Source organism: Vibrio sp. 1457 (genome assembly GCF_033340195.1).
GTDB classification, from domain to species: Bacteria; Pseudomonadota; Gammaproteobacteria; order Enterobacterales; family Vibrionaceae; genus Vibrio; species Vibrio alginolyticus.
In genome coordinates, this window is record NZ_JAWOWA010000094.1 from 1 (window position 1) to 1,243 (window position 1,243).

Below are 1,243 nucleotides of genomic sequence, written 5' to 3' on the forward strand. Positions count from 1 at the left end.
TTCCAGCCGCTGAAAATCCTGGCTGATGCGCTCACCTATCAGCCCTGCAACATCCAGCTTCTGCACCTCGTTTCTGACTTCATCCCTGACCTGTTTTGCCACACCGTCAGAAATATCCCGATATCCGCGAAGTGTTTCCCTTGCCACAGCCAGAGAATCAGCAACAGCTTTCTGTTGCTCCATTGCGGTATGTTGCAGATGCTCCACCGATAACAGGAGCGTGAGTAATTTTTCTTCTGTGCTGGCCATGTTCAGAATCCCATAGAAAATCCACGTGACGGTGATTTAACCCGTTCAGGTTCAGTTCGGTTCTGTCTGCTCACTCTGTCTCTCATGTCAAAGCCATGCTCCCGCGCAACATCATGTTGCAGCCTTCTGACCAGTTCATGTTGCTTAACCGGAGTGTCCAGCCATTCCCTGATGTCATGCCCGACCGTTCGCGCCTGTTCAAGATGGCGGGAATAGTCCGGTTCAGACCGTTTTTGCATGATGTCATGACGCTGGGCATCATCAAGCCGTCCGGCAGCTTCAAAACCCAGATGCACTTCGGGACGTCGTTCAATGCCCTGTTCTTTCAGCGTCCGGCAGTCAATGAAGCCCCTTTCAAAGCCATGCTTTCTCATATGTTCGTTATGCTTCACCTCCCAGCGTTTTCGCAATTCCCGCAACTGCTCTTTTTGCTGAGTGAGAGTCAGGCTTCCGGAATCCTTTTTCGCACCTCCCCGCTCGGGATACCTGGCGTTATAGCGCCGGAAATACTGTTCCGGTGTACGTTCAATGCCATCATTCACACGCTGGCTCATCATGATATGCGCATGAGGCTGTTCGCCGCCGTCAATGCTCGCTTTCGGATTGTGAATGGCAAAACTCCAGGCGTGCCGTTCGCCAGCTTCCTGACGTACAAAATCCTGCACCAGTTCAAGGCGCTGTTCCGCTGTCAGTTCACGGGGTAATGCAATTTCAAGTTCCCGATAGGTCGAACCGTTCGCACGTTCAAACTGGTCAGCAGCCTGCCAGAAATGTGAGGGATTATCTCGCGCCCATTCCGGCATGTTTCCGTGTGCGGAATATTCCAAATCCTGACGGTCGCGGTATTTCTCTTTGCGCTCGATGTAATCGGCGTGGTTTGCAGCCTGCCCCTTGCCACCAAATTTAACGCTGAGGTGATAGGTTGCCACGGTTTCAGCCCTCCGCAGGAGCGCACTGTTTATCGACGAAGGAGAGAAACATATAAGTGCGCTTC

The 1,243-nt window shown here is 52.4% G+C and carries 1 protein-coding gene and 1 pseudogene; both read right to left on the reverse strand.

The features are described from left to right. Positions 1-249: pseudogene (locus R7Z41_RS23960) on the reverse strand (hypothetical protein); the annotation flags it as partial. Positions 250-251: 2 nt separating this feature from the next. After that, positions 252-1,243 (reverse strand): MobA/MobL family protein (locus tag R7Z41_RS23965; RefSeq protein WP_411913145.1); only part of this gene is annotated, 992 nt, incomplete at its 5' end.